The sequence below is a fragment of the Methylobacterium iners genome (genome assembly GCF_022179305.1).
Taxonomy (GTDB): Bacteria; Pseudomonadota; Alphaproteobacteria; order Rhizobiales; family Beijerinckiaceae; genus Methylobacterium; species Methylobacterium iners.
In genome coordinates, this window is record NZ_BPQP01000016.1 from 46,191 (window position 1) to 69,374 (window position 23,184).

At 69.9% G+C, this 23,184-nt stretch carries 21 protein-coding genes; 11 read left to right on the forward strand and 10 right to left on the reverse strand.

Annotated features, from left to right (window positions below):
- Positions 1-122: 122 nt before the first annotated feature.
- Positions 123-1,589, reverse strand: a complete 1,467-nt coding sequence (locus MFF55_RS05155) for a hypothetical protein (protein ID WP_238243009.1) — start codon at positions 1,587-1,589, stop codon at positions 123-125.
- 307 nt (positions 1,590-1,896) lie between these two features.
- Here MFF55_RS05155 and MFF55_RS05160 point away from each other — a divergent pair, with 307 nt between their 5' ends.
- The 7 genes from MFF55_RS05160 (at position 1,897) to MFF55_RS05190 (ending at position 10,354) form a co-directional block, all read left to right on the forward strand.
- Entirely contained in the window at positions 1,897-3,150 is a 1,254-nt protein-coding gene (locus MFF55_RS05160; RefSeq protein ID WP_238243010.1) for an adenosylmethionine--8-amino-7-oxononanoate transaminase, read from the forward strand.
- A 131-nt stretch (positions 3,151-3,281) separates the two neighbouring features.
- Positions 3,282-3,680 carry a response regulator gene (locus MFF55_RS05165; protein WP_238243011.1) on the forward strand — a complete coding sequence of 133 codons (399 nt, stop codon included), beginning with the start codon at positions 3,282-3,284 and terminating at the stop codon, positions 3,678-3,680.
- Positions 3,681-3,892: 212 nt separating this feature from the next.
- The gene (locus tag MFF55_RS05170) at positions 3,893-4,510 is read left to right on the forward strand and encodes a MarR family winged helix-turn-helix transcriptional regulator (RefSeq protein ID WP_238243012.1); all 618 of its coding nucleotides are present in this window, start codon (positions 3,893-3,895) and stop codon (positions 4,508-4,510) included.
- A 113-nt stretch (positions 4,511-4,623) separates the two neighbouring features.
- Positions 4,624-5,511, forward strand: coding sequence for a DMT family transporter (locus MFF55_RS05175; RefSeq protein ID WP_238243013.1), 888 nt, complete (start codon positions 4,624-4,626; stop codon positions 5,509-5,511).
- Positions 5,512-5,684: 173 nt separating this feature from the next.
- The gene (gene ileS, locus MFF55_RS05180) at positions 5,685-8,657 is read left to right on the forward strand and encodes an isoleucine--tRNA ligase (RefSeq protein ID WP_238243014.1); all 2,973 of its coding nucleotides are present in this window, start codon (positions 5,685-5,687) and stop codon (positions 8,655-8,657) included.
- A gap of 172 nt (positions 8,658-8,829) precedes the next feature.
- Entirely contained in the window at positions 8,830-9,324 is a 495-nt protein-coding gene (lspA, locus tag MFF55_RS05185) for a signal peptidase II (protein WP_238243015.1), read from the forward strand.
- 88 nt (positions 9,325-9,412) lie between these two features.
- Positions 9,413-10,354 (forward strand): glutaminase, encoded by a 942-nt coding sequence (locus MFF55_RS05190; RefSeq protein WP_238243016.1) that lies wholly within the window; start codon positions 9,413-9,415, stop codon positions 10,352-10,354.
- Positions 10,355-10,556: 202 nt separating this feature from the next.
- Here the strand turns inward: MFF55_RS05190 and MFF55_RS05195 are convergent, their stop codons facing one another.
- The 7 genes from MFF55_RS05195 to MFF55_RS05225 form a co-directional block, all read right to left on the reverse strand.
- Positions 10,557-11,510: a branched-chain amino acid ABC transporter permease gene (locus MFF55_RS05195; protein WP_373874726.1), complete on the reverse strand. Its 954-nt coding sequence runs from the start codon at positions 11,508-11,510 to the stop codon at positions 10,557-10,559.
- 29 nt (positions 11,511-11,539) lie between these two features.
- Positions 11,540-12,427, reverse strand: a complete 888-nt coding sequence (locus MFF55_RS05200; protein WP_238243018.1) for a branched-chain amino acid ABC transporter permease — start codon at positions 12,425-12,427, stop codon at positions 11,540-11,542.
- A 5-nt stretch (positions 12,428-12,432) separates the two neighbouring features.
- Positions 12,433-13,188: an ABC transporter ATP-binding protein gene (locus MFF55_RS05205; RefSeq protein ID WP_238243019.1), complete on the reverse strand. Its 756-nt coding sequence runs from the start codon at positions 13,186-13,188 to the stop codon at positions 12,433-12,435.
- Positions 13,181-13,936: an ABC transporter ATP-binding protein gene (locus MFF55_RS05210; RefSeq protein ID WP_238243020.1), complete on the reverse strand. Its 756-nt coding sequence runs from the start codon at positions 13,934-13,936 to the stop codon at positions 13,181-13,183. The genes MFF55_RS05205 and MFF55_RS05210 overlap by 8 nt, the downstream gene beginning before the upstream one ends.
- A 187-nt stretch (positions 13,937-14,123) precedes the next feature.
- Positions 14,124-15,344, reverse strand: a complete 1,221-nt coding sequence (locus tag MFF55_RS05215) for an ABC transporter substrate-binding protein (protein ID WP_238243021.1) — start codon at positions 15,342-15,344, stop codon at positions 14,124-14,126.
- A 178-nt stretch (positions 15,345-15,522) separates the two neighbouring features.
- Complete coding sequence (locus MFF55_RS05220) at positions 15,523-17,058, reverse strand: CoA-acylating methylmalonate-semialdehyde dehydrogenase (protein ID WP_238243022.1); 1,536 nt, start codon at positions 17,056-17,058, stop codon at positions 15,523-15,525.
- 22 nt (positions 17,059-17,080) lie between these two features.
- Positions 17,081-18,250 (reverse strand): iron-containing alcohol dehydrogenase, encoded by a 1,170-nt coding sequence (locus MFF55_RS05225; protein ID WP_238243023.1) that lies wholly within the window; start codon positions 18,248-18,250, stop codon positions 17,081-17,083.
- Positions 18,251-18,387: 137 nt separating this feature from the next.
- On the opposite strand from MFF55_RS05225, the gene MFF55_RS05230 reads away from it, so the two are divergent.
- A complete protein-coding gene (locus tag MFF55_RS05230) occupies positions 18,388-19,323 on the forward strand; it encodes a LysR family transcriptional regulator (protein ID WP_238243024.1) in 936 nt (311 codons plus the stop codon).
- An 89-nt stretch (positions 19,324-19,412) separates the two neighbouring features.
- Here the strand turns inward: MFF55_RS05230 and MFF55_RS05235 are convergent, their stop codons facing one another.
- Positions 19,413-19,616 (reverse strand): CsbD family protein, encoded by a 204-nt coding sequence (locus MFF55_RS05235; RefSeq protein ID WP_238243025.1) that lies wholly within the window; start codon positions 19,614-19,616, stop codon positions 19,413-19,415.
- Between the two features lie 105 nt (positions 19,617-19,721).
- On the opposite strand from MFF55_RS05235, the gene MFF55_RS05240 reads away from it, so the two are divergent.
- The 3 genes from MFF55_RS05240 to MFF55_RS05250 all read left to right on the forward strand — a co-directional run bounded on the left by MFF55_RS05240 (position 19,722) and on the right by MFF55_RS05250 (position 21,601).
- A complete protein-coding gene (locus tag MFF55_RS05240) occupies positions 19,722-20,201 on the forward strand; it encodes a nucleoside deaminase (protein WP_238243026.1) in 480 nt (159 codons plus the stop codon).
- A gap of 11 nt (positions 20,202-20,212) precedes the next feature.
- Positions 20,213-20,914: an SDR family NAD(P)-dependent oxidoreductase gene (locus MFF55_RS05245; RefSeq protein WP_238243027.1), complete on the forward strand. Its 702-nt coding sequence runs from the start codon at positions 20,213-20,215 to the stop codon at positions 20,912-20,914.
- A 72-nt stretch (positions 20,915-20,986) separates the two neighbouring features.
- Positions 20,987-21,601, forward strand: a complete 615-nt coding sequence (locus MFF55_RS05250) for a Pr6Pr family membrane protein (RefSeq protein WP_238243028.1) — start codon at positions 20,987-20,989, stop codon at positions 21,599-21,601.
- 37 nt (positions 21,602-21,638) lie between these two features.
- Here the strand turns inward: MFF55_RS05250 and MFF55_RS05255 are convergent, their stop codons facing one another.
- Positions 21,639-23,117: an MFS transporter gene (locus tag MFF55_RS05255; RefSeq protein WP_238243029.1), complete on the reverse strand. Its 1,479-nt coding sequence runs from the start codon at positions 23,115-23,117 to the stop codon at positions 21,639-21,641.
- Positions 23,118-23,184 lie beyond the last annotated feature (67 nt).

Below are 23,184 nucleotides of genomic sequence, written 5' to 3' on the forward strand. Positions count from 1 at the left end.
GCTATTGATCTCTCACGTGGGTTCTCCGGCCTGTGGTGGTCTCACGACCAACCGGTGAGACGAGGCCGGGCTCGGCCGAACCGGCGATTTGCCGGGCGCCACGGGAACAGGCGCACGAACGGTCAGTCGGCTTTGGCGGGCTTCTCGATGCGGTACAGGGTGAAGCGCGAGGCGGCGGCAAGCGGAGTGAGCACGTCCGGCAGGGGATTGGGCACCGGGCGTCCCACCACGTAGAGGTAGTCGAACTCCTTCGTCCACGCTCGGGCGTAGGGCGGAGCCCCCTCCACTGGCATGCCCTGCGCGATCTTCCGCAGCAATCGCGTCGCTATGATGCCGCCGTCGGGTGCGGCGAGGTGGCGGTGAGCGGGCTTCACGACGATCGGCTGCTTGCCGACCCCGGTGAACAGCGTCGGCACGAACGCGTCCGCGTAAGCCACCGCGAGGGTGACGGCGTGGTAGATCGGATAATCCGCGAGATCGTGGATCGGCGGGTCCGTGCCATCGCCGCTGTGGCCTGCGAGGATCCGTGCACCTTTCTTCACCTGGCCGAGGGAGTCGATCAGGGCTTGGTATTCACGCTTGTAGGTGGCTGACACAGCGAGTGCGCTACCGATATTCAGCAGGGTGACGGCGACGATCAGAGCTCCGGCGAGGCGTGCCCAGGTTCGGCTGGGCGGCGACACAACGACGAAGGCCGGCACGATGAGCAGGGCGGCGACTGTGATCCGCAGGTCGACGAAGGAGGTGTCGAACAAGAAGCGGACGGGAAAGATCACAAAGAGAAACGTCAGCCCGATCGCATGCCAGAGACCCGACTGCATCGCGTGAAGCGCGCCGCGCTTGGCAAGCAGGTAGACGATGCCGAGGAATATGCCGGTGCCTGCAAAGGCCAATGGCAGACAGTATCCATTCAGCGTGGTGAATAGCAGGACGATCTTCCATTCCGGGGCCCACAGCATGGCATCGCGTTCCACCGAACCGCCGTTCGTCGCCATGAATCCGAATGCGATGAGGGCGGGGAGCGCTAGGGCAAGGAACCGGGATGCGATGTCTCGCATCGGAGAAGAACGGCTCCAGGCGCGCCACAACTCGTGGACTCCGAGGACGAAGCCGTAGATGCCGAGCGCGAACAGATGGGCTCCAAACAACATGGCCACGAAGACCGTATGGACTGCGGCGCGCGCCGTCCAAGCCCGGTCCTGCAGCACGATCGAGCCCGCGATGCCCCAGAGCGCCAGCCCGAGGGCGAACTGGAAGTTCAGGAAGCCCCAGGCGAAGGGAATGCTGTAGAGCGCCATCAGGGCGACGAACCCGCTGACCTGAAGGCGGCGTTTGACGGCAAATTCGATGGCGCAGGCGCCGGTTACCGTGAGGATCTGGGCAGCCAGGAGGAAGAGCCGGGTCGCGGGCTCGACGCCGACGATGCGGGCGAGCTGGGGCACGATCAGATCCACTGCGAGGTTCGGATGGACTGCCCAGGCGACCTGGTAGAACGGATGCGCGGCCGGCGTGCCGTCGCGAGCGAGGATGAACATCCGGGCGAGATGGTTGGGATAATCCACCATCGCGGGGATCGGCGTGATCAGCACCGGCAGGAGCGCGACGAGGAACAGCGCCGCGAAGAGCAGCGTCGGAAGGGCTGCGGGCATGGCGAGCGGTACCGGGGCGGAAGCTCCGCCTCGCGTCGCGATAGGAGGTGTCTCGGCGACCACGCGGCATTCTCCAGCGGCGAACGCCCGTGCCGCTCCCGGACGGCGATCCCGCCGCCCTCCCCGGCTCGGCGCGCGAGCTGCCGGAAGGTTGCTCCGTCCGCGTTAAGGTCGGGTTAGGGATGCCGAGGTCCGCCATACGGACAGGTCCCTTGACCGGTGACGCGGGCGCGCTCATCCCCGCCCCATGCCTCCGCACGACCATCCCCTCTGGCGGCCCTATACCCAGATGAAGACGGCCGCCCCGCCCCTGGAGGCGGTGCGCACGCAGGGCTCGCGGATCACGCTCGCGGACGGGCGGGAGCTCGTCGACGGCATCGCCTCGTGGTGGACGGCGGTTCACGGCTACAATCACCCCCACATCGCGGCTGCCGTCGCGCGGCAGCTCGAGGCGATGCCGCACGTGATGTTCGGCGGGCTGACGCACGCGCCGGCCGAACAGCTCGCCCGGCGGCTCGCGGCCCTCCTGCCGAAGGGCCTCGACCACGTGTTCTTCACGGATTCCGGCTCCGTCGCCGTCGAGGTGGCGCTGAAGATGGCCGTGCAGATGTGGCGCAACCGGGGGGTCGCAGGGCGCACCCGCTTCCTCGCCTTTCGCGGCGGCTATCATGGCGACACGATGGGAGCGATGTCCGTCTGCGATCCCGACGAGGGCATGCACCGGCGCCTCGGCGGCTACCTCCCGCGCCAGATCGTCTGCGACCTGCCGCGCTCGCCGGCCGAGGCCTCGGCCCTCGACGGGACCATGGCGGCCCACCGCGAGACCCTCGCCGCCGTGATCGTCGAGCCCCTGGTCCAGGGCGCCGGCGGCATGCGGATGCATCCGCCCGAGACCCTGGCCGAGATCGGGCGCCTGGCCCGCCGGCACGGCCTGCCCCTGATCGCCGACGAGATCTTCACCGGGTTCGGACGCACGGGGAGCCTGTTCGCCTGCGAGCAGGCCGGCCTCGTGCCCGACATCCTGTGCCTGTCGAAGGCGCTCACCGGCGGCACCATGGCGCTCGCCGCCACGGTCGCGACGGGCGAGGTCTTCGAGGCCTTCTGGTCGGACGATCCGGGCGCGGCGCTGATGCACGGCCCGACCTTCATGGCCAATCCGCTGGCCTGCGCCGCGGCCAATGCCAGCCTCGACCTGTTCGCGGGCGAACCGCGGCTCGACCAGGCTGGGGCGATCGCGGCGCGGCTCGCGGAGGGACTCGCCCCCCTGAGCCGCCTGCCCGGCGTCCGGGACGTCCGGGTCCTTGGCGCGATCGGCGTCGTGCAGTTCGTGCGCCCGCCCGACCTCGCGGCCCTCAAGCAGCGCTTCGTCGAGCGCGGCACCTGGGTCAGGCCCTTCGGCGATATCGTCTACCTGACGCCGGCCCTCACCATCGGAACCCTCGACCTCGACCACCTCCTCGAGAGCGTGCGCGGGGTGGTGCACGAGACGCTCTCCGCCTGAGCGCTGCAACCGAGACGATCCTTTCTCGTTGGACTTGCGGAGAAACCTGCGTCCGCCTCAAGGTCGCGGATATCCGGCGCGTCGGCTCAAGCCCATCCGGCAGGACGGCGCGTCATGATCGCAGTCGGGAGATGTGCATCGTGGTGGATGAGACGACGATTCCAGAGGACGACCGCCCCGTGATCCTCCTCGTCGAGGACGAGGCCCTGACGATCATGGACCTCGGCGACGTTCTCGAGGACGGCGGCTACGAGACGGTGCAATGCGCCTCGGCGGAGCGGGCGCTCAGCATCCTGGAGGCCCGGCCCGACATCTGCGGGCTGATCACCGACGTGGAGCTCTCGGGCAAGGTCAACGGCTTTGACCTCGCCAACTCGGTCGCCGAAGCGCGGCCGCAGCTGCCGATCGTGATCGTCTCCGGCCGCGCCGCGCCCGATCCCGAGCGGATGCCGCCCGGCGCCCGCTTCATCGCCCGGCCCTGCACCGGCGAGGACATCCTGGATCAGCTCAAGCGCCTGCTGCCCTGCTAGGCACCGCCGCGCGGATCGTCAGCCGGCTCAGGGCAGGACGAAGTTTTTGCGGTTTTCAGGCGTTTCCCGTGCGGGACAAGTCCGTTCGGCCGTGCTTCTGTCATCTCAGCTTCACGGGACGGCTGGCAGATGCAGGCTTTGACGGATGGATGGGCCCTTCCGGGCCCCACGGCACGCCGCGGCGGCGGGCCGATCCGGGAGGGAGACCGGCGATGTCTGCGGCTCAGGACCGAACGGCGATCGCGTCGGGCGAAGGCTTCGACGCGGACGGCGATCGCGCGATGACCAAGCCCGGCAAGCGCATCCGTCCCCCGGGCTCCAAGAGCGTCGGCTGGGCGCTGGTCCAGGCGGCCCGCCTGCACCGCTCGCGCATCGGCGACCGGCTCGCTGCTCTCGACCTCTTCGCCGGCCAGGAACAGGTGGTGCAGGCGCTCGCCGCCGCCGGCACCATGACGATGGGCGACCTTGCCGCCACCCTGCGCGTCCGCCCGCCCACCGCCTCGAAGACGATCTCGCGGCTCGCCGCCCTCGGCTTCGTGGAGCGGCGCGCCGAGGCCGGCGACGGCCGCATCGTGCGGGTCCGCCTCACCGAGGCAGGGTTGGCCAAGGCCGAGGCGATCGAGCGGCTCTGGGACGAGGTCGAGGCCGAGCTGCTCGACGGGTTCGAGGGCAAGGAGCGCCGCCGCCTGCGCAAGCTCCTGCGCAAGGCGGCCCGCAACCTCGCCGACGCGGCGGGCATGGCGGGCCACGAGGCGGAGATGGAGGCCGAGATCGACGCCGAGGACGAGGCGGAGGACGCGCTTCCGAAGCCCGCGATTCCCACGCTCTGACGCCGACGCCCCGCCCCGGCGGAGGGGCGGCCCTGCGCCGGCCGCGGGTGCAAAGATGAAGGCTTTCCCGTAAACGCCCCCTTCGAGGGACCCGGAGGGTTAGGATTCACGCGATGAGGGCCGGCAACGCCCCGGCCGATCGGCTGATCGGCATCGCGCTGATGTGCGGGGTGGGTGCGTTCTTCACCGGTCTCGACGCCTGCGCCAAGAGCCTCGCCCTCGCCGGAATCGACCCGCTGCTGACGATCTTCATGCGCTATGCCGTCGGCGTCGGGCTGGTCTCGCTGGTGCTCAACCCGGTGACGAGCCCCGGCATCCTGCGCACGCGCCGGCCCCTCCTTCAGATCCTGCGCTCGCTTCTGCTCTTCGGCACGACGGTCATGAACGTGGTGGCGCTGCGCTACCTGCAGCTCGCCGAGACTCTCTCGATCGCCTTCGCCGCGCCGCTCCTCGTCGCGCTGCTGGCCGGGCCGCTCCTAGGAGAACGGTCCGGTCCGCGCCGGCTCGCCGCCGTCGCGTTCGGCTTCCTCGGCGTGCTCGTCATCGTGCGGCCGGGTTTCAGCACCTTCCAGCCGGCGATCCTGCTCAGCCTCGGCAACATGATCTGCTACGCCTTCTACGTTATCATCACCCGCAAGCTCGCGGCGACGGATTCCAGCGCGACGACGATGTTCTATTCGGGCCTCGCGGGCCTTGCCGTGATGACACCGCTTCTGCCCTGGTTCTGGACGAACGTCGGCGATTGGCTCGCTTGGGCGCTGCTCTTCGCGGTCGGCCTCTTCGGCACGACGGGGCACTGGCTGCTGACGTTGGCGCACGCGAGAGCGCCGGCCAACGTGCTCGCCCCCTTCACATACACGCAGCTCTTATGGTCCGTGCTCGCCGGCTACCTGATCTTCGGAGACCTGCCGAACGGCTGGACGATCCTCGGCGCGGCCATCGTCACGGCCTCGGGCCTGTATCTTCTCGCCCACGACGCGCGGCGGCGCACGGCTTTGTGAGTCCGCTGGCCTCCGGAACCGGCCGCTGCTAGAGAGCCGGGATGCGCGCGCCCGGACACCGCCCCCGAATTACTGGCCCGGCCTCCGCCTGAGGACCGCCGCGGCGGGCCGAGCGGAAGCCGGGTGAGATTTCCGAGCCTTGCGATCTCCGCGAAAGACAGCGCCAAGACACCATGAGCGATCCGACGAATCCCGGCGAGGCCGAGCCCGCCGCGCCCCGCGACTATTCGCAGACCCTGTTCCTGCCGAAGACCGAGTTCCCCATGCGGGCCGGGCTGCCGACGCGCGAGCCGCTGCTGCTCCGGCGCTGGGCTGAGACCGACCTCTATGGGCAGATCCGGGCGGGGGCCGCGGGGCGCCCGAAATTCGTGCTCCACGACGGCCCGCCCTACGCCAACGGCAACATCCACATCGGCACGGCGCTCAACAAGATCCTCAAGGACGTGATCGTCCGTTCTCAGGGCGCGCTCGGGTTCGACGCCAACTACGTGCCCGGCTGGGACTGCCACGGGCTTCCAATCGAGTGGAAGATCGAGGAGCAGTACCGCGCCAAGGGCCGCAACAAGGACGAGGTGCCCGTCATCGAGTTCCGGCAGGAGTGCCGGACCTTCGCCGGGCACTGGCTCGACGTGCAGCGGGAGGAGTTCAAGCGGCTGGGCGTCGCCGGCGACTGGGACCGCCCCTACGCCACCATGAGCTTCCCCGCCGAGGGGACCATCGCCCGCGAACTCATGACCTTCGCCATGACCGGCCAGCTCTACCGCGGCTCGAAGCCGGTGATGTGGTCCGTGGTGGAGAAGACGGCGCTCGCCGAGGCCGAGGTCGAGTACGAGGACCACGTCAGCGACACGATCTTCGCGGCGTTCCGGCCGATTGCCGGCGCCGAGGGCGATCTCGCCTCGGCGCGGGTCGTCATCTGGACGACCACGCCCTGGACCATCCCCGGCAACCGGGCGGTCGCCTATTCACGGAAGGTCGCCTACGGCCTCTACCGCGTCACCGCAGCCGCTGAGGACAACTGGGCCAAGGTCGGCGACACCTACGTGCTCGCCGACGCGCTCGCCGCCAATGTCTTCGGGGCCGCCCGTGTCGAGGCCTATGAGCGTGTTCGGGAGGTCTCGTCGGGCGAGATCGCGGGCCTGACGCTCGCCCATCCCCTCGCCGGGCGCGGTTACGACTTCGCGGTCCCGCTCCTCGAGGGCGACCACGTCACCGACGAGGCCGGCACCGGCTTCGTTCACACCGCGCCGGGCCACGGCCGCGAGGATTTCGAGGTCTGGACCGCCAACGGCCGTCAGCTCGCCCAGCGCGGCATCGACACGACGATCCCCTATACCGTTGACGCCGACGGCGCGCTCACCGAGGCGGCGCCCGGCTTCACGGGCAAGCTCGTCCTGACGCCGAAGGGCGAGAAGGGCGACGTCAACAAGGCGGTGATCGCGGCCCTGCAGGAGGCGGGAAGCCTCGTCGCGCGCGGCGTGCTGCGCCACAGCTATCCCCATTCCTGGCGCTCGAAGAAGCCCGTCATCTTCCGCAACACGCCGCAATGGTTCATCGCGCTGGACAAGCCCGTCGCCTCGCTGGACGGCCGGACGCTGCGCGACGTCGCGCTCAAGGCCATCGACGACACCCAATGGGTGCCGCCCCAAGGAAAAAACCGCATCAACGGCATGGTGGCCAACCGCCCGGACTGGGTGGTCTCGCGCCAGCGCGCCTGGGGCGTGCCGATCACCGTCTTCGTGAAGCGGGGCACGAGCGAGGTGCTGCGCGACGAGGCGGTGAACGCCCGCATCGCCGCGGCCTTCGAGGCTGAAGGGGCCGACGCCTGGTTCACGGACGCGGACGGCGCCCGCTTCCTGGCGCCCGACCACGACCCGGCGGACTACGAGAAGGTGACGGACGTCCTCGACGTCTGGTTCGATTCCGGCTCGACCCACGCCTTCGTGCTCGATGACGCGACGCAATTCCCGGGGCTCGCGGGCGTGAGACGCCGGCGTGACGGCGGCGGCGACACGGTGATGTACCTGGAGGGCTCCGACCAGCACCGGGGCTGGTTCCAATCCTCGCTGCTGGAATCCTCCGGCACCCGCGGCCGGGCGCCCTACGACATCGTCCTCACCCACGGCTTCGTCCTCGACCCCAAGGGGCTGAAGATGTCGAAGTCCAAGGGCAACGTCGTCGCGCCCCAGAGCGTGATCAAGGACTCGGGCGCCGACATCCTGCGCCTCTGGGTGGCGGCCTCCGACTACACGGACGACCTCCGGATCGGGCCGGAGATCGTCAAGACCTTCGCCGAGACCTACCGCAAGCTGCGCAACTCCCTGCGCTGGATGCTCGGCTCGCTGGCCTACCACGAGCCCGGCCACGACGCGCCGGCCGCGTCGCTGCCCGAGCTGGAGCGGCTGATCCTGCACCGGCTGGCCGAGCTCGACGGCGAGATCCGCGAGGCCTACGCCACGTTCGACACCAAGCGCGTCGTGGCGCTGCTCAACGGGTTCATGACCGGTGATCTCTCCGCCTTCTACTTCGACGTTCGCAAGGACGCCCTCTACTGCGATCCGATCTCCTCGCCCGTGCGCCGCGCGGCGCTGCAGGTCATCGACGAGACCTTCCGGCGGGTCACGATCTGGCTGGCGCCCGTGCTGGCCTTCACGGCGGAGGAAGCCTGGCTCGACCGCTACCCGTCGGACGACGGCTCGGTCCATCTCCAGACCCTTCCCGAGACGCCGGCGGAATGGCGCGATGCGATGCTGGCCGCGCGCTGGCAAAAGATCCGGCGCGTGCGCCGGGTCGTCACCGGCGCGCTGGAGATCGAGCGGACGGCCAAGCGGATCGGCGCCAGCCTGGAGGCGGCGCCCACCGTGTTCATCGCCGATCCGGACCTAAGCGCCGCGCTCGAGGGCGTCGATTTCGCGGAAGTGTGCATCACCTCCGGCATCCGGATCGAGGCCGGCGAGGGGCCGGCCGAGGCCTTCCGGCTCGACGACGTGCGCGGCGTCGCCGTGGTTCCCGAACCGGCTCAGGGCCGCAAATGCGCCCGCTCCTGGCGGGTCTCACCGGAGGTCGGCAGCGATCCCGAATACCCGGACGTGACGCCGCGGGATGCGCGGGCTTTGCGGGAATGGGATGCGGCACGGGCGGCATGAGAGCGAGGCGCACCAATCCCTCCCCCCCTCTGCGGGGGAGGGTGCCTCGCGGAGGCGAGGCGGGAGAGGGGAACACCGCCCCATCCGGAAAGGTCGCGCTCCCCTCTCCCGACCCTCGCTGCCGCGAGGGCCACCCTCCCCCGCAGAGGGGGAGGGATTGGTGCGTGCTGCGATGACCCCGTTCCGCCTCGGCCTCGCCGGTCTCCTCGTCACCCTCGCCCTCGACCAAGCCTCGAAGCTCTGGCTCTACTACGGCACCGACTTGGTCCTGACCCAGCCCTGGCGCCTCGCCTCCTTCCTCGACTTCGTGGTCGTTTGGAATCGGGGCGTATCCTACGGGATGTTCCAGCAGGAGGGCGGGCTCGGCCGCTGGATCCTCGTCGCGATCTCGGTCGCCGCCGCCATCGGCCTCTCGGTCTGGATGTACCGGACGAGCTCGCGCCTCCTGGTGCTGGCGCTCGGCCTGATCGTGGGCGGCGCGATCGGCAACGCCATCGACCGGATCATCTACGGCGCCGTGTTCGACTTCGTGCACCTGCACGCCTACGGCTGGTCCTGGTACGTCTTCAACGTCGCCGACGCGGCCATCGTTGCCGGCGTGATCGGACTCATCCTCGACAGCCTGAGGCCGGCGGAACGCAGCGACGGCGCGCAGCCGGATTCCTGAGCGGCTCGGAGGCTCGGATCATGCTTGGGGCCCGTCGAGGGCCGCCCTCACTCCAGGGACGGCGGCGCAGCCCGGATCAGGTCTTCGGATGAGCGGTACCCCACCCGAGCTTCAGGACGTCGTCGCCGAGATCGCGGAGGCGATGCGGCGCCGGCCCGATCGCGGCGAGGTCGCGACCTACATCCCGGAGCTCGCGCGGGCCGACCCAGAAGCCTTCGGGCTCGCCGTGATCGATGCCGAGGGTCGGGTCGCGGCGGCCGGCGACTGCGACACGCCCTTCTCGATCCAGAGCATCTCGAAGGTCTTCACCCTGACGCTCGCGCTCGGGATGGTCGGCGACCGGCTGTGGCGGCGGGTCGGCCGCGAGCCCTCGGGCAGCCCGTTCAACTCCATCGTCCAGCTCGAGCGCGAGTGCGGCATCCCGCGCAACCCCTTCATCAATGCCGGCGCCATCGCCGTCACCGACGTGATCCTCTCGGGCCACCAGCCCCGCGAAGCCTTGGGCGACATCCTGCGCTTCCTGCAGTTCCTGGCGCAGGACCCGGCCATCGCGATCGACGAGTCCGTGGCGGCCTCGGAGCAGCGGACGGGGTTCCGCAACAGCGCGCTCGCCCACTACATGAAGTCCTTCGGCGTCCTCGACAATCCGGTCGAATACACCTTGGGCGTCTACTTCCACCACTGCGCCATCGCGATGTCCTGCCGGCAGCTCGCCGGGGCCGGGCGCTTCCTCGCCCATTCCGGCCGCAACCCCGCCACCGGCCTCCAGGTGATCTCGGCCGAGCGGGCGCGCCGCATCAACGCGGTGATGCTGACCTGCGGCCATTACGACGGCTCGGGCGAGTTCGCCTACCGGGTCGGCCTGCCGGGCAAGAGCGGGGTCGGCGGCGGCATCCTGGCGATTGCGCCGGGCAAGGCCTCGATCGCGGTGTGGTCGCCCGGCCTCGATGCGGCGGGCAACTCGCATCTCGGGCGCATCGCCCTGGAGATGCTGACGAAGCGGCTGGGATGGTCGATCTTCGGGGCGTGAGGGTGCTGGTCCTCGGTACCGTTTGATGGCGCCGTCGCCAGCCATGCTGGTCTCTGCACAACCTTTGTCATTCCGGGGCGGTCAGGCGAGCCCGGAACCTAGAGCCGCTGACAATGCTCCAGCTTGCGGCGTCGGCGGTTATGGGTTCCGGGCTCTGCTGCGCAGCCCCGGAATGACAAAATGGGGTGCTACGCGACCGCCCTCACCGCCGCCAGCGATGCTGGATCTCGCCGACGATGCCGCGCCGGAACAGCAGCACGCAGGCCATGAAGACGAGGCCCGTGATGATCGTGACCGGGAAGGACGAGGTCGCGAAGTAATGCTCCAGCGCAGCGACGAGGGCCGCCCCGACCACGGGGCCGGCGAAGGTGCCGATGCCGCCGAGCAGGGTCATCAAGATGACTTCGCCGGACATCTGCCAGGCGACGTCGGTGAGCGTCGCGAGCTGGAAGACCAAGGCCTTGGTCCCGCCGGCCAGCCCCGCGAGCCCCGCCGACATCACGAAGGCGCCGAGCTTGTAGCGCTCGACCCGGTAGCCCAGCGACACCGCCCGCGGCTCGTTCTCGCGGATCGCCTCCAGGATCGTGCCGAAGGGCGAGCGCACGATCCGCCAGACCGCGAAGAGCCCGAAGGCCGTGATGCCGAGCACCACGTAGTAGAGGTTCAGGTTCGAGGAGAGGTCGACGAACCCGCCGAGGAGATGTCCGCGCGGCACGTTCTGGATGCCGTCCTCGCCACCGGTGAAGGGCGCCTGCAGGCAGACGAAAAACACCATCTGGGCGAGCGCCAGCGTGATCATCGAGAAGTAGATGCCCTGGCGGCGGATCGCGAAGAAGCCCATGGCGAGGCCCAGCCCCGCGCCCACGAGCGCCCCGAACAGGATCCCGGCCTCGGGCGGCCAGCCCCAGACCTTGAGCGCATGGGCGCTGGCATAGGCGGCGCCCCCGAAGAAGGCCGCGTGGCCGAAGGAGAGCAGCCCGACATAGCCGACGAGGAGATTGAAGGCCGCCGCGAACAGGGCGAAGCACAGGATCTTCATCAGGAAGACGGGATAGACGAAGAGCGGCGCCGCGATCAGGACGGCGAGGCCGACGAGCGTCAGGCCGAGCGCCAGGGCCGGCCTCCCGGAGGACCGGGTGGGGGTGACGTCCGGCAGGACGTCGGTGCGCCGCGCATCCATGGCCTTCAGCCCTCCCGCCCGAACAGGCCGGCCGGCCGAACCAGCAGCACGACGGCCATGACGACGAAGATGACGATGCTTGAGGCTGGAGGATAGAACACCTTGGTCAGGCCCTCCAGCACGCCGAGCGCGTAGCCCGTGAGGATGGCGCCGCCGATCGAGCCCATGCCGCCGACCACCACGACGGCGAAGACGATGATGATCAGGTTCGAGCCCATGAGCGGGCTGACCTGGTAGACCGGCGCGGCGAGCACGCCGGCCAGCGCCGCGAGGCCAGCGCCGAGCGCGTAGGTCAGGGTGAGGAGGCGGGGCACGTTCACGCCGAAGACCTGGACCAGGGTCCGGTCCTCGGTGGCGGCGCGCAGATAGGCGCCGAACTTGGTGCGCTCGATTAGCAGCCAGACGGCGAGGCAGATGGCGAGCGAGGCCACGACCACGAAGCCGCGATAGATCGGCAGCACCATGAAGCCGAGGTTCTTGGCGCCCACGAGCTCGTCCGGCGTCGCGTAGGGCTGGCCGGCAGCGCCGAACTGCCAGCGAAAGAGCCCCTCGATGACGAGCGCCAAGCCGAAGGTGAAGAGCAGGCCGTAGAGCGGATCGAGCCCGTAGAGCTTCGAGAGCGCCGCCCGCTCGATCACAACCGCCAGCGCCGCGACGACGAGGGGAGCGATCAGGAGCGCCCACCAATAGCCGATCCCGAGCTGCTCGAGGAGGAACCAGGCCACGAAGGCGCCGAGCATGTACTGCGCGCCGTGGGCGAAGTTGATGACCCGCAGGAGGCCGAAGATCACCGCAAGGCCGAGGCTCAGCATCGCGTAGAACGAGCCGTTGATCAGCCCGAGCAGCACCTGACCGAGGAGCGCCTGCAGGGGCACGCCGAACACCGTCGTCATCGGCCCTAGACCCCCAGCAATTCGTGGAGCCGGTCGAGGCGGCCCTCGACCTCTTGCGCCCCGAAGGCGTCGACCACGACGCCGCCCTCCATCACATAGAAACGGTCGGCGATGTTGCGGGCGAAGCGAAAGTTCTGCTCCACGACGAGCACGGTGAGCCCGCGCGCCTTGAGCTGCCTCAGCGCCGCGGCGATGCGCTGGACGATGACCGGGGCGAGCCCCTCCGTCGGCTCGTCGAGGAGGATCATCTTGGGCCCGGTGCGCAGGATGCGGGCGATGGCGAGCATCTGCTGCTCGCCGCCCGAGAGCTTGGTGCCGGGGCTCGTGCGGCGCTCCTTCAGGTTCGGGAACAGGGCGTGGATCTCATCCACGCTCATGCCGCCCTCGGCTCCTTTCGGCGGCAGCATCAGGTTCTCGGCCACCGTCAGGCCGGCGAAGATGCCCCGGTGCTCCGGCACGTAGCCGAGGCCGACGCGGGCCGGGCCGTGCAGCGGCATCCGGGTGAGGTCGCGGCCATCGAAGCTGACGCCGCCCTGGCGACGGCCGACGATGCCGAGGATGGCGCGCAGGGTCGTCGTCTTGCCCGCGCCGTTGCGGCCGAGCAGGCAGACGGTCTCGCCCTCGCGGACGCGCAGATCGACGCCGTGGAGGACGTGGCTCTCGCCGTACCAGGCGTGCAGGCCCTTCACCTCGAGGAGGGCCGGGCCTGCCGGCTCGTCCACCGCGACCGGAACCGGCTCGTGCGTCCCGAGCTCAAGCATGCTCCGATCCCATATAGGCCTCGCGCACCCGCGGATCGCGGCTGACCTCGTCGTAGCTGCCCTCCGCCAGGACCTCGCCGCGGGCCAGCACCGTGACCTGGTCGCAGAGGTCGGCGACCACGGAGAGGTTGTGCTCGACCATGAGCACCGTGCGTCCGACAGCGACGGTCCGGATCAGCTCGCTGACGCGGCCGATGTCCTCGTGCGCCATGCCGGCCATCGGCTCGTCGAGGAGGAGCAGGTCCGGCTCCAGCGCCAGGGTGGTGGCGATCTCGAGGGCGCGTTTGCGGCCGTAGGAGAGATCGGCCGCGTCGGTCTCGGCATGGGCGCTCAGGCCCACATCGTCGAGGAGGGCACGGGCCCGGTCGTCGAGCGCGGCGAGCACGCCGCTCGACCGCCAGAACTGCGTGGCGAACCCGGCCCGGCGCTGCAGGGCGACGCGAACATTGGCGAGCGCCGTGAGCTTCGGGAAGACCGCCGAGATCTGGAACGAGCGCACCAGCCCGAGCCGGGCGACGTCGGCCGGCGCCATCGCGGTGATGTCGCGGCCGCGATAGACGACGCGCCCGCTGGTCGGTTTGAGGAACTGGGTCAGCAGGTTGAAGACCGTGGTCTTGCCCGCGCCGTTCGGCCCGATCAGGGCGTGGATCGAGCCCTCGCGCACGGAGAGATCGACGCCGTTGACCGCGACGAAGCCGCGGAACTCCTTGCGCAGGCCCGCAGTCGAGAGGATGGGGGTGCTGGTCATGGCGCGATGCGGCGTCCTGCGCCGAGGCGGGCATCAATGATGATGGGTGTACACGCGGCTCTCCTCCCCCTTGTGGGGAGGAGTTGGAGGTGGGGGTGGCTGGGTGACCCTGCTGCGGCGGCAAGCGGAACCACCCCTACCCCTCCCCACAAGGGGGAGGGGATTTCCGCGCCGACCCGGGTCATCCTCACTGCCCGACCGTGGGGCAGCCGCTCTCTTCCGCCTTGCCGAAGGCCTCGGCGCCGGGGATCGTGGCGAGCAGCTTGTAGTAGTCGTAGGCGCCCTTGCTCTCGGCCGGCTTCTTGACCTCGAACAGGTACATGTCGTGGATCATGCGGCCGTTCGGAAGGATGCTGCCGTTCTTGGCGAAGACGTCTTGGACCGGCGTCTCGCGCATCTTCTTAGCCACCGTCGCCGCGTCGTCGGTGCCCGCCGCCTGCACGGCCTTGAGGTAGTGTGTCACCGCCGAGTAGGTGCCGGTGTGGATCATGTTCGGCATCCGCTTGGTGCGCTCCTGGAAGCGCTTGCCGAAGGCGCGGGTCTCGTCGTTGAGGTCCCAGTACCAGCCCTCCGTCAGGGTCAGGCCCTGCGCCGCCTTGAGGCCGAGGCCGTGGACCTCGGCGAGCGTGAAGAGCAGGCCGGCGAGGCGCTGTCCGCCCTGGACGAGACCGAACTCGGAGGCCTGCTTGATGGCGTTGGCGGTGTCGAGCCCGGCATTGGCGAGCCCGACCACCTTGGCGCCGGAGGCCTGGGCCTGGAGCAGGAAGGAGGAGAAGTCGGTGGTGCTCAAGGGATGGCGCACGGCGCCCTTCACCTCGCCGCCCTTCGACTTGAGGTACTTCGTGGTCTCGCTCTCGAGCGAGTAGCCGAAGGCGTAGTCCGCGGTGAGGAAGAACCAGGACTTGCCGCCCTGCTCCACCAGCGCGCCGCCGGTGCCGACCGCGAGCGCGCGGGTGTCGTAGACCCAGTGGAAGCCGTAGGGGCTGCACTGCTTGCCGGTGAGCTCGGTCGTCGCCGCGCCCGTTACGATGTCGATGCGCTTCTTCTCCTTGGAGATGCCCTGGACGGCCAGCGCCACCGAGGAGGTGGTCAGCTCCATGATCGCGTCGACCTTGTCGACGTCGTACCATTGCCGGGCGATCGAGGAGGCGATGTCGGGCTTGTTCTGGTGGTCGGCGGTGATGACCTCGACGGGAACGCCGTTCACCTTGCCGCCGAAATCCTCCACCGCCATGCGGGCGGCCTCGAAGGAGGAGCGCCCGCCGAACTCGGCATAGACCCCGGACTGGTCGTTCAGGATGCCGATCTTGACGGTGCCGTCCGAGATCTGCTGTGCGGCGGCGGGTGCGGCCAGGGTCGCGGCGGCGAGCGTCGCAGCGCAGGCGAGCCCGACTTTGAACTGTCCCATCTCGTTCCTCCGGTCGGGGCTCTGCCGGCCCTCTGATACTTGGTGCGGCCCGGTTCCGGGTCCGCGTGCTCGGGCGCGACCCGCGAGGGTCGCGCCGGTCCTTCTACGCCGAGAAGAAGGCATGACGCTACCATAGCTTAGGGCCAATTCCCTACGGCCCGAGCCAGGCTATCCGCACTCAACTCATGGTCGGCATGGTGAACTCGGCGCCCAAGCCTGCACCGTCCGGCCAGCGCACGGTCGCGGCCTTCATGCGGGTGTAGAACCGGACGCCCTCGGGGCCGTGCATGTGGTGGTCGCCGAACAGCGAGCGCTTCCAGCCGCCGAAGGAATGGAAGGCCATCGGCACCGGGATCGGCACGTTGACGCCGACCATGCCGGCCTTGACCCGCGTCGTGAAGGTGCGCGCGGCACCGCCGTCGCGGGTGAAGATGGCGGTGCCGTTGCCGAATTCGTGCGCGTTCACGAGGTCGAGCGCCTCGCCGAGGCTCGCCGAGCGCACGACCGAGAGGACCGGCCCGAAGATCTCTTCGCGGTAGATGCGCATCTCGGGGCGGACGTGGTCGAACAGCGAGCCGCCGATGTAGAAGCCGTTCTCGTAGCCCTGCAGGGTCAGGCCGCGGCCGTCTACGACGAGCTCGGCGCCCTCGCGCTCGCCGCTATCGATGTAGGACGAGACCCGATCGAGATGGGCCCGCGTCACGAGGGGGCCCATCTCGGCCTCCGGATCGGTGCCGGGGCCGACCTTCAAGGCGCGGACCCGCGGCACCAGCCGCTCGACTAGGGCATCGGCCGTCTCACGGCCCACGGGGACGGCCACCGAGATCGCCATGCAGCGCTCGCCCGCAGAGCCGTAGGCCGCGCCCATCAGGGCGTCGACGGCGCCATCGAGGTCGGCGTCAGGCATGATCACCATGTGGTTCTTGGCGCCGCCCAGCGCCTGGACCCGCTTGCCGACGGCCGTGCCGCGGCCGTGGATCGCCTCGGCGACCGGCGTCGAGCCCACGAAGGAGATTGCCTGGACCTCAGGGTGCTCGAGCAGCGCGTCGACCGCCGACTTGTCGCCGTGGATCACGTTGAAGACGCCGTCCGGCAGGCCGGCCTCCTTCAGGAGCAGCGCGAGCTCGACCGCCAGCGAGGGATCGCGCTCGGAGGGCTTCATCACGAAGGTGTTGCCGCAGACGAGCGCGACGGGGAACATCCACATCGGCACCATGGCCGGGAAGTTGAACGGCGAGATGCCCGCAACGACGCCCAGCGGCTCCCGCAGCGAGATCACGTCGACGCCCCGGCCGACCTGTTCGGAGACCTCGCCCTTGAGGAGCTGGGGCGCGCCGCAGGCAAACTCGACGACCTCGAGGCCCCGGATCATCTCACCGCGGGCGTCCGAGAGCACCTTGCCGTGCTCGGCGGTGATGATGGCGGCGAGGCGATCGATGTGGCGGTCGACGAGATCGCGGAAGCGGAACATGACCCGGGCCCGCACCTGCGCGGGCGTCGCTGCCCAGGACGGAAAGGCTTTTGCCGCGGCCTCGATCGCCGCCGCCGTCTCGTCTGGGGTCGCGAAGGGCACGTGGGCGGTGAGCGCTCCCGTCGCGGGATTGTGGACCGCGCCCCGGGCCTCGCCGCGACCCTCGACGCTCCGGCCGCCGATGAAATGCGGGATGATCCGGGCGGCTTGCTCCGGGGCTTGCTGATGCGCGGCCAAGGCCATGGAAGAAATCCTTCTTGTGCGTTCAGGCCTGCCAAGCCTGTTCGTAGAGGGCCGCGATCTCCGCGGCCGAGGGAATGCGGGGATTGTTGGCCGGCGAGCCCGAGGCGAGCGCCTGCTCGGCCATGAGCGGGATCAGCCCCCGCCAGCGGCCCTCGTCGATGCCGTAGGCGCGCGGGCTCGGCACTTCGAGGTCGGCATTGAGCTGGCGCAGCTCGGCGAGCAGGCGCTCGACTGCCTCCTCGTCGGGCGTAGCTTCCGTCGCCAGGCCCATGGCCCGGGCGCAATCCGCGTAGCGGCCGGGTGCGGCGGTAGCCGAGAAGGCCGTCACCACCGGCAGCAGCATGGCGTTCGAGAGCCCGTGGGCGACGTGGAAATGCGCGCCGATCGGCCGGCTCATGCCGTGGACGAGGGCGACGCTCGCGTTCGAGAAGGCGATGCCGGCCTGGAGCGCGCCGAGCATCATCGCCTCGCGCGCCGCGCGGTTGCCCGGCTCCCGGACGGCAGCGCGCAGGTTCGGCGCGATCGCCCGCATGGCGGTGAGCGCGACGCCGTCCGAGAACGGGTTCGCGCGCCGCGAGACGTAGCCCTCGATCGCGTGGGTCAGGGCGTCGATGCCGGTATCGGCCGTGAGCCGCGCGGGCTTCGTCAGCGTCAGCTCGTAATCGACGATCGCGGCCACCGGCAGGTAGGCCTGCCCGATGCAGAGCATCTTCTCGTCGGTGGCCTCGTCGGTGACGATGGTGAAGCGGGTCGCCTCCGAGCCGGTCCCGGCGGTCGTCGGGATCGCGATGACGGGCAGGCCCGGCCGATCCTCGACATGCGGCGCCTTGAGATCGCGCATCCGGCCGCCGCCGCGGGCAGCGAGGACGGCCACAGCCTTGGCGGTGTCGATCGGGCTGCCGCCGCCGAAGCCGATGACGCAATCGTGGTTCCCGCCCGCCATCGCCCCGAGCGCGGCCGCGACGGAGGCCTCGGTCGGATCGGGCACCGCCTCGGCGAAGGTGACCGCGCGCAGTCCAGCGGCGGTCAGGCTTGCGCTCAGGCGCTCGGCCGCGGGCTGGCTCGCGAGAAAGCGGTCGGTGACGATGAAGGGGCGCGACAGACCAAGGCCGCTCAGGACTGCGGCGACCTCGTCGAGCGCGCCGGCGCCGATGCGGATGACGCGCGGCAGAGCGATGACCGCACCGGGCATGGCTTTCTCTCCCTGGCCGTCCGGCGTCTCTCGCTTCCGTTGCCGGACGGTACGCCTGTTGCACGGAGGCTAGCATTGACATCAGCGCACAGACACCGGAACTCTCGCCCAGTTTCTGTGCGAAGATGCGGGAGCCGATGCCCAAGCCCTTCGATTGGGACGATCTCCGCTTCTTCCTGGCCGTCGCCCGGTCCGGCACGATTTCGGGTGCTGGGCAGCGGCTGGCGAGCGACCACGCCACGGTGAGCCGACGCATCACCGGCCTCGAGACGGCGCTCGGCGCCAAGCTGTTCGAGCGCAACCCGCACGGCTACAACCTGACCCAGCCCGGCGAGCGGCTGCTCGCTTCCGCGCAGGCGATCGAGACGGAGGCCTTGAAGGCCGAGCGCGACGTCGCGGATGCCGATCTCGCGGTCGCCGGCACGGTCCGGATCAGCACGCTCGAGGGCTTCGGCAACTTCTTCCTCGCCGGACGCCTGCCGGCCTTCGCCAAGGCGAACCCGAACCTCGCCGTGGAGCTCATCGCGATCCAGCAGATCGTCGCGCTGTCGCGGCGCGAATCCGACATCGCCGTGACCCTGGACCCGCCGCAGAGCGGGCGCTTCCTGCGCGATCCGCTCACCGATTACCTGCTCTTCCTCTACGGCGCCCGCGGCTACCTGGAGGCGCATCCTCCGATCGCGAGCCGGGCCGATCTGAGTCGCCACACCTTCGTCGGCTACATCGACGACCTCGTCTTCATGCGCGGGCTCGACTACCTCGACGAGGTCGGCGGACGCGGAAGCCGGGCCCGCGTTCAGAGTTCGAGCCTGCATGCGCAGATGGAGGCGACCTTGTCCGGCTACGGGCTCTGCGTGCTGCCGGCCTTCATGGCGAGCCGGCACGCGGATCTCGTTCCGGTTCTCCCCGGAGAGATCTGCCTGCGCCGGAGCTACACCCTCGTTACCCATGCCGATATTGCCGAGACGGCGCGGGTGCGGGCCGCCCGTCGCTTCATCCGCGAGGAGGTCGAGGCCGCCCGCGGTCTGTTCCTCGGCCTCGGCGACGTCCCCGCGCCGAACGGGCGGGCTTGACATCGGAATGACGAACGGGCGCCGCGCGATGATCTCGCGCGACGCCCGACTGCCGTCTCGACGATCGCCGGTTCAGACGTGAGCCGGCGTCAGAGCCCGCGCTTCACCGCGTCGGCGGCGTTCTTGATGCCGTCCTTGGCATCGCCGACGGTCTTCTGGGCGTCGCCCTTGAGCTCCTGTCCCTTGCCCTCGGCGCGGAGCTTGTCGTCGCCCGTCGCCGAGCCGATGCCCTGCTTGGCGTTGCCGACGGCGTCGTTGACGAGGCCCTTGATCTTGTCGGTCGTGCTGCTCATCGTGAAGCTCCTGTCGTGGTGCGGCCTTCACCGCGTCTCAGGAGCCAACGGACGCCGCAGGGCGATGTTCCGTCGATTAACATTCCCGCGCCGAGGGACGATGCCATGGGCGACCCCAAGCCCGATCTCGAGCGCGAGCCTCCTGGCGACGATCCGCTGGGCCTCGCCTTCGCCGCCGCCCGCCGCGCCGCGGAGACCGGCGAGGTGCCCGTCGGCGCCGTCGTCGTGCGCGAGGGCGAGGTCCTGGCCATCGCCCACAACCGGCCCCGCGCCCTGCACGACCCGACGGCGCATGCGGAGATCCTAGCGATCCGCGCCGCTTGCGCGAAGCTCGGCGACGAGCGGCTGACGGGCTGCGACCTCTACGTCACCCTGGAGCCCTGCCCCATGTGCGCGGGCGCGATCAGTCTCGCGCGCATCCGGCGGCTCTACTTCGCGGCCTCCGACCCGAAGGGCGGCGGCGTCGAGCACGGGCCGCGCCTATTCAACCAGCCGACCTGCCACCATGTCCCGGAGGTCTACGGCGGGCTGCGCGAGGCGGAAGCGGCGACGCTGCTCCGCGACTTCTTCGCGAGCCGGCGCTGAGGGAGAAGAGGATGGTGCCCCGTTACGAGCGCGCCCTCATCGTCGGCGCGGGTTCGGGTCTCAGCGCCTCGCTGGCCCGGCTGCTGGCGGCAGAGGGTCTGCGCATCGGCCTGGCCGCCCGTGATGCCGCCAAGCTCGCCGATCTCGCGCGTGAGACGGGCTCCGCCGTCCATGCCTGCGACGCGACGAAGCCGGCCGAGGTCGAAGCGCTGTTCGCGCGGATCGAGTCGGCGCTGGGCGGTTCGCCGGACGTGGTCATCTACAACGCCAGTGGTCGGGTCCGCGGCGCGATCGAGGATCTCGATGTGGAAGCTGTGGCGGGGGCGCTGATGACGAGCGCCTATGGCGGGTTCCTGGTGGCCCAGGCTGCCGCCCGGCGGATGCTGCCGGCCCGCCACGGCGCGATCCTGTTCACGGGGGCTTCGGCGAGCGTGAAGGGCTATGCCGGCTCCGCACCCTTCGCGATGGGCAAGTTCGCCCTGCGCGGCCTGTCGCAGAGCCTCGCCCGCGAATTGCAGCCGAAGGGCATCCACGTCGCCCACTTCGTCATCGACGGCGCGATCCGCAGCGCAGGCCGCCCAGAGCCGGCGGATTCCCCCGACAGCACCCTCGATCCCGACGCCATCGCCAGGGCCTATTGCGACGTGCTGCGCCAGGACCGCAGCGCCTGGACATCGGAGGTGGAGCTGCGGCCGTGGGTGGAGCGGTTCTGAACCCGTCGCGGTCTCCTTCTGCCCAAGTGCATCTCCGGAGAGGATGACCTCAAGGGAATCGGGGGACCGGGGATGATCGCTTGCCGCCTCGCCGCTGGCGCTATCGCGCTCGTCGCCATGGCCGGCTTCACGGCCGGCTTCGTCGCCGTGTTCGGACGGACGGGGTCGCTCGCCGCGGCGGCGGCCGTCATGCTTTCCTACTTCACGAACATCACCGCCCTGCTCGTCGCCGGCCTGTTCCTGGCAACCCTCGTCCGGCCGGCGCGATGGCTGAGCTCGCGCCTCCTCGCGGCGGCGGCGCTCACCGTCGTGCTGGTCGGCGTCGTCCAGTTCCTCCTCCTGTCCGGAACGAAGGTGCCTCGAGGCGGGGATGCGATCGCGGACCTTCTGCTTCACGTCGTCCTGCCGCTGGCCGTGCCGTTCTACTGGCTCGCCTGCGGCGTGAAGGGTCAGCTGCGATTTCACGATCCGCTGGCGTGGACGCTCTACCCGCTCGCCTACCTCGCCTTCGCCCTGGTTCGCGGCGAGGCGACGGGCCGCTACGCCTATCCCTTCATCGACGTCGCGCGGACCGGCTGGCACATGGTGATCGCGCACGCGGTCGCCATCACGGTCGCCTTCATCGCGACGGGGTTCGGGTTGGTCGCGTTGGACGGGTTCCTGGCGAGGCGAAAGGACGGGGCGTAGCCCTCCCGCCGGCTGCCGGCGCTCGGAACGCGACGGCCTACGCCGCCGCCAGCGGCTTCGACACGTCCTCCAGCGACTTGCCCTCGGCGGCCGTGCCCCAGATTCCGCCGACGATCGCGGCGACTGCCATCAGGATGGCGCCGATGGCGTAGCCGATCAGCACGTTGTCGCGGGACCCCGTCTCGACCAGCGCCCCGAACAGCAGCGGCCCCGAGACGCCGCCGATGCCGGTGCCGAGCGCGTAGAACACCGCGATGGCCAGCGCCCGAATCTCGAGCGGGAACGTCTCGGCCACCGTCAGGTAGGCCGCGCTCGCCGCCGCGCTCGCGAAGAAGAACACCACCATCCAGGCCGCGGTCTGGCCAACGGGCCCGAACACCTCGATCTTGAAGAGGTAGCCGGTGATCGCCAGCAGCGCCGCCGAGATGCCGTAGGTGAAGGCGATCATCGGCCGGCGCCCGATCGTGTCGAACAGGCGCCCGAGCAGGAGCGGACCGAGGAAGGAGCCCAGCGCGAAAGGCAAGAGGTACCAGCCGACATGGTCGTCCGGCACGCCGTAGAAGCGCTGCAGCACCAGGGCGTAGGTGAAGAACAGGGCGTTGTAGAAGAAGGCCTGCGCCACCATCAGCGCGAGGCCGACCAGCGTCTGCTTGCGGTGGCCGACGAGCATCGTGCCGAACACCTCCTTCAGCGGGGTGTGGCTGCGGGTCTTGAGCCTCATGCGCTTCGTCTCGTCGACGGGCGGGAGCACGTGGCCCTCGTCGGTGAAGCGCTTCTCGATTCCGGCCACCACGCGGTCGGCCTCGGCGATACGCCCGTGGGTGACGAGCCAGCGCGGGCTCTCGGGAATCCAGCTCCGCAGCAGCAGGATGGTGAGCCCGATGCCTCCGCCGACGAAGAAGGCGACCCGCCAGCCCCAGGCCGGATCGATCACGTCGGGTCGCAAGAGCACGATGGAGAGGATGGAGCCGCCCGCCGCGCCGATCCAGAACGAGCCGTTGATGACGAGATCGGTCCAGCCGCGCACGCGAGCGGGCACGAGCTCCTGGATCGTCGAGTTGATCGCGGTGTACTCGCCGCCGATCCCGGCGCCCGTCAGGAAGCGGAAGAAGCAGAAGCTCCAGATGTCCCAGGACAGGCCCGTGGCCGCGGTGGCCGCGAGGTAGAGGGCCAGCGTGATGAAGAACAGCTTCTTGCGCCCGATCCGATCGGTGAGCCAGCCGAAGCCGAGCGCGCCCAGCACCGCGCCGACGAGGTAGGCGCTCGCGGCAAGGCCGACGTCGAATTCCGAGAAACTCATCGGCTCCTTGCGCAGCGCCCCGACGAGGGAGCCGGCGAGCGTCACCTCAAGTCCGTCGAGGACCCAGGTGATGCCGAGCGCCACGATGACGAGGGTGTGGAAGCGTCCCCAGGGCAGCCGGTCGAGCCGGGCCGCGATGTCGGTGTCGACGACCGTCCCCATCGGGACGGTCTCGGGCGCCGCGGCGCCCGGATGTGCCGCTGATCGGCTCGCCATCGACCCCTCATTAACGGTGATTCAAGAGACTTGTTGGGAACAGCGCCCGAATCGCCGCGGTTCCGGC